This is a genomic window from Trebonia sp. (genome assembly GCF_049794275.1).
Lineage (GTDB): Bacteria > Actinomycetota > Actinomycetes > Streptosporangiales > Streptosporangiaceae > Trebonia.
The window spans coordinates 1-4249 of sequence record NZ_JBARCR010000346.1; the positions used below are offsets into that span (position 1 = coordinate 1).

3 protein-coding genes are annotated in these 4249 nt (G+C 69.9%); 2 read left to right on the forward strand and 1 reads right to left on the reverse strand.

The features are described from left to right. Positions 1–286: 286 nt before the first annotated feature. On the reverse strand, positions 287–892 hold the full coding sequence (locus tag WA805_RS09550; RefSeq protein WP_425242157.1) for a CYTH domain-containing protein: 606 nt from the start codon (positions 890–892) through the stop codon (positions 287–289). A gap of 43 nt (positions 893–935) precedes the next feature. Between WA805_RS09550 and WA805_RS09555 the strand changes: the two genes are divergently transcribed. Together WA805_RS09555 and WA805_RS09560 are read left to right on the forward strand one after the other, a co-directional pair. After that, positions 936–2285, forward strand: a complete 1350-nt coding sequence (locus WA805_RS09555; protein WP_425242158.1) for a glycosyltransferase 87 family protein — start codon at positions 936–938, stop codon at positions 2283–2285. 25 nt (positions 2286–2310) lie between these two features. Then, positions 2311–4249: molybdopterin oxidoreductase family protein (locus WA805_RS09560; RefSeq protein ID WP_425242159.1), on the forward strand; the 1939-nt coding region annotated here is incomplete at its 3' end.

A 4249-nucleotide genomic window follows, 5' to 3' on the forward strand; every position in this document is an offset into this window, starting at 1 on the left:
CCGACGGCGTGCTGGGGGCCCGCGCCACGCCCCAGGGGCGCCGCCCCCGCGGCGCCCCCGGCGCCCCCCACGGCCTGCGTTCGGCCGCCGCCGTCAATGTCGGGCTGCGCGGTGCCGTTCAGGGTGCTGCTGCGTGCGGAATCAGGCATGTTAGTCGCTCACTCATGGCCGGGGTGCGGAGTCTTCCTCTCAGGATGGCAAGCAAACCAGCCTCGTGGCGTGTGAAAAATCTATGGATATCCTCTGAGCTTGCCCGGCCCGTGCCCGGTAGTCAGCTGCCCGGTATTCAGCTGCTCAGCAGGCGGCCGAGCTTCGAAGCCTCACCCGACGGGCGGGCCCCCGCCGCCTGCAGCAGGTCCGCCGCCGCCTGCTGCAGCTCCGGCTCAGGCTCGGGGACCTCGACCTCGACCTCCCGCCAGCGCAGCGGACGGCCCGCGTCGCCCTCCGGGGCGCCGTTCAGGCGCCGCGCGGTCACCTTGTCATCGGCGACCTCCGCGACCGCGTGCCCGTCGCGGGTGAGAGTCACCACCGTACGTTCCGTATCGAGCTGCGCGATCGGCGCGAGCGGGCGGCCGCCGGTGACCTCAGCCACCCGCGACGCGAATCGCTCGGGCACCTCGTCGGCGGAGTCGCCGAGCGGCTCGTGCATCTCCTGGCGGTTGCCGTCGGCGGCGGGCAGCTTCAGGTGCCAGCCCTCGTCGGTTCCCCCGGTGCGCCTGCGCAGCGTGATCTTGTTCGCCGCGAGCCGGTCGCCGGGGGTGTCGAAGTAGGTGGCGGCCAGGCGGTACACGACCGGGGCGGCGGCCGTCACGCCCGGCAGCGCGCCGAAGTCGGGTCGCTCGAAGTCCTCATCGACGTCGAACTTCTGCTCGATCTCCACGTGGTCTGTCATCGTCGCCTCCGCCCGTTCCGCTATGACCAGTATGCTGCGGGCCATGGGAGCACGGGTGAGCCTGGTCAGCAAGCACCCGGCCGGCGAGCAGGACCGGGCCGGCGGCCGCGCGCTGCTGATCACCGGCGCCGCCGTGGCCGCGGTGGCCGCCGTCGCCTACCTCGCGGCGCTGGCGTCGCACCCGATTACCCCCATGCTTAAGGGCTTCGATCTGCAGGTCTACCTGGACGGCGGCCAGCAGGCGCTGCACCATTCCGGCAACCTGTACCACTGGTACTACGAGAACGACCCCGGCATCCAGTTCACCTACACGCCGTTCGCGGCGCTGCTGTTCGCGGTCGGCTCGGTGCTGCCGTTCCACGCGCTCGTGGCGCTGGTGGCGGCGGTGAGCGCGGTGGCGCTGACGGCCACGATCTGGATCGCGTTCCGCGAGCTTGGCTGGCAGCCGATGGCGCGGGCCGGGGCGACGCTGCTGCTCACCGGGCTGGTGTTCTGGACCGAGCCGGTGCAGCGCGCGCTGTTCCTCGGTCAGGTCGAGCTGGTGCTGATGGCGCTCGTGGTGTGGGACCTGTGCCAGCCGGACCGCCGCTGGTGGAAGGGCGCGGCCACCGGGTTCGCGGCGGCCATCAAGCTCGTGCCGCTGCTGTTCATCGTCTACCTGGTGCTCACCAGGCGGTTCCGGCAGGCGGCGGTGGCCGTCGCGGTATTCGCGGGCACGGTCATCATCGGGTTCGCTGTGCTGCCCGGCCCGTCCAAATACTGGTGGATCGACGGCAACTTCTTCCAGGCAGGCCGCACCGGGTTCGTCGGCGACCAGCAGAACCAGTCGCTGCGCGGCATGCTGACCCGGCTCGTCGGAAGCGTGAACGGCAGCTTCGCGCTGTGGCTCGCCGTCGCGATCGTCGTCGGGCTGCTGGGGCTAGCGGCCGCGGTCGTGCTGTACAACTCCGGGCGGTCGTTCGCCGGCCTGATGGCGTGCGCGCTGACCGCGCTGCTCATCTCCCCGATCAGCTGGGACCACCACTGGGTGTGGATCGCGCCGGGGCTCGCGGTGATCATCGACGCTGCTGTGCGGGCGCGGACGACCGTGGCGCGGATCGCGTGGTGGGTGCTCGCCGCCGCCGTGCTCGCGGCGTACGGCGCGTGGCCGGACTTCTGGTCGCGGAAGGCGGGCCTGCTGCAGGGCGGGCTGATCAACTACGCCCCGGCCAGTTCCTTCGCGCACGGCGACAACCCCGCCTACGCCGAATACCACTGGCACGGACTGCAGCTCATCGCCGGAAACCTCTACCTGCTAGCCGGCCTGGGGCTCTTCGTCGTGACCCTGGCGATCGCGATCCGGTTGGCGGTTTCCCCAAAAAACTCCCGGAATGCCGTGTTCGCGGGGCAGTAGACCGGGGTGTTTTGGTCGTCGTACGATCAATCGGAGTTGTTGCTATTGGTCGGGAGGGTGTGCAGCGGTGAGCAAGCAGGTTCGGTTGACCGAGCCGCTGGTTCGGGTTAACGGCGAGCTACGGCCGGCGAGCTGGGACGAGGCGCTGGACCGCGCCGCTACCGGGTTCGCCAGGGCGCGCGAGAAGGACGCCACGAAGTCGTTCGGGATGTTCAGCTGTTCCAAGGCGACGAACGAGATGAACTACGCGGCACAGAAGTTCGTCCGTACGGTGATGCTGAGTAACAACATCGACTCGTGTAACCGTACTTGACACGCCCCCAGCGTCGCCGGTCTGGCGGCAGCATTCGGAGCGGGTGGCGGCACCTGCTCCTACCGGGAGGCGGAAGACGCGGACCTCATCATCATGTGGGGTTCGAACGCGCGTGAGGCGCACCCGATCTTCTTCCACCATGTCCTGAAGGGCATCCGCAACGGCGCGAAGCTGTACGGCGTCGACCCGCGGCGGTCGACCACCGCGCAGTGGGCGGACGCCTGGCTCGGCATCCACGTCGGCAGCGACGTCTCACTGGCGAACGCGATCGGCAACGAGATCATCACCGCCGGGCTGGCCAACGAGGAGTTCATCAGGCGCGCGACGGTGAACTTCGAGGCGTACGCCCGCAAGGTCAGCGAGTACCCGCTCGAGCGCGCCGAGCGCGACACCGGGGTGCCAGCGGAACTCATCAGGCAGCTCGCCCACGACTACGCCAGGGCCGACCGGGCGCAGATCTGCTGGACGCTCGGCATCACCGAGCACCACAACGCGACCGACAACGTGCTGGCGCTGATCAACCTGTCGCTGCTCACCGGGCACGTGGGGCGCTACGGCTCCGGCCTGGTGCCGCTCAGGGGCCAGAACAACGTCCAGGGCGGCGGCGACATGGGCGCCATCCCGAACAAGCTGACCGGCTTCCAGGACATCGTCACCAACGAGGACGCCCGCCGCCGGTTCGGCGAGAAGTACGGGGTGACGATCAACCCCAAGCCGGGCATGCACCTGTCGTACATGTTCGAGGCGATGGAAGAAGGCGAGCTCACCACCGCCTACGTCATCGGCGAGAACCCGCTGCGCTCCGAGGCGGACACCTACCGCACCCGCAAGCTCCTCGAGGGCCTGGACTGCCTGGTGGTGCAGGACATCTTCCTGACCGATACCGCCGCGGCGGCGCAGGTGGTGCTGCCCGGCACGGCCTCCTGGTGCGAGGCCGAGGGTACCGTCACGAGCAGCGAGCGCCGCGTGCAGCGGGTCCGCAAGGCGCTCGACCCGCCGCCTGGCGCCCGCGACGACATCGAGATCATCACCTCGCTGGCCGCCCGGCTCGGCACCGACTGGGGCAACCCCACCCCTGAGGACCTCTGGAACGAGCTGCGCACGCTCTCGCCGATGCACCGCGGCATGAGCTACGAGAAGCTCGAGCGGCTCGGCGGCGTGCAGTGGCCCTGCCCGGACGACGAGTCGAACGGCACCTTGTTCCTGCACGCCAGGCTGTGGGAGACCGACCCGGTCAAGCGCGGCAACCCGGCCCCGTTCAGCGCGGTGGAGCAGGACGACCCGGTCGACCAGCTCACCGCCGAGTACCCGATCCGGCTGACCACCGGACGCCGCCTGGACTCCTACAACACGGGCGCGCAGAGCGGCCACTACAGCACGCCGATCCGGCGGCCGGAAACGCTCAACCTCTCGCCGGAGGACGCGGCCGAACTGGGCTTTGCCGAGGACGAGGTGGCGCGGATCTCCTCCCGCCGCGGCTCGGTCACCGCGCCGGTGCACGTCGACCCGACCCTGCGCAAGGGCCTGGCCTTCATGACCCTGCACTTCCCCGAGCAGGTGGAGACCAACATCCTCACGCTCGACGCGTGGGACCCGAAGTCCGGCACGGCCGAGTTCAAGGCGACCGCGATCCGGGTGGAGAAAGCGGACG

Bases quoted from the DNA above. Each gene is read 5' to 3' on its own strand.
- WA805_RS09550 (WP_425242157.1), bottom strand. From the start codon at position 892: ATGACAGACCACGTGGAGATCGAGCAGAAGTTCGACGTCGATGAGGAC.
- WA805_RS09555 (WP_425242158.1), top strand. From the start codon at position 936: ATGGGAGCACGGGTGAGCCTGGTCAGCAAGCACCCGGCCGGCGAGCAG.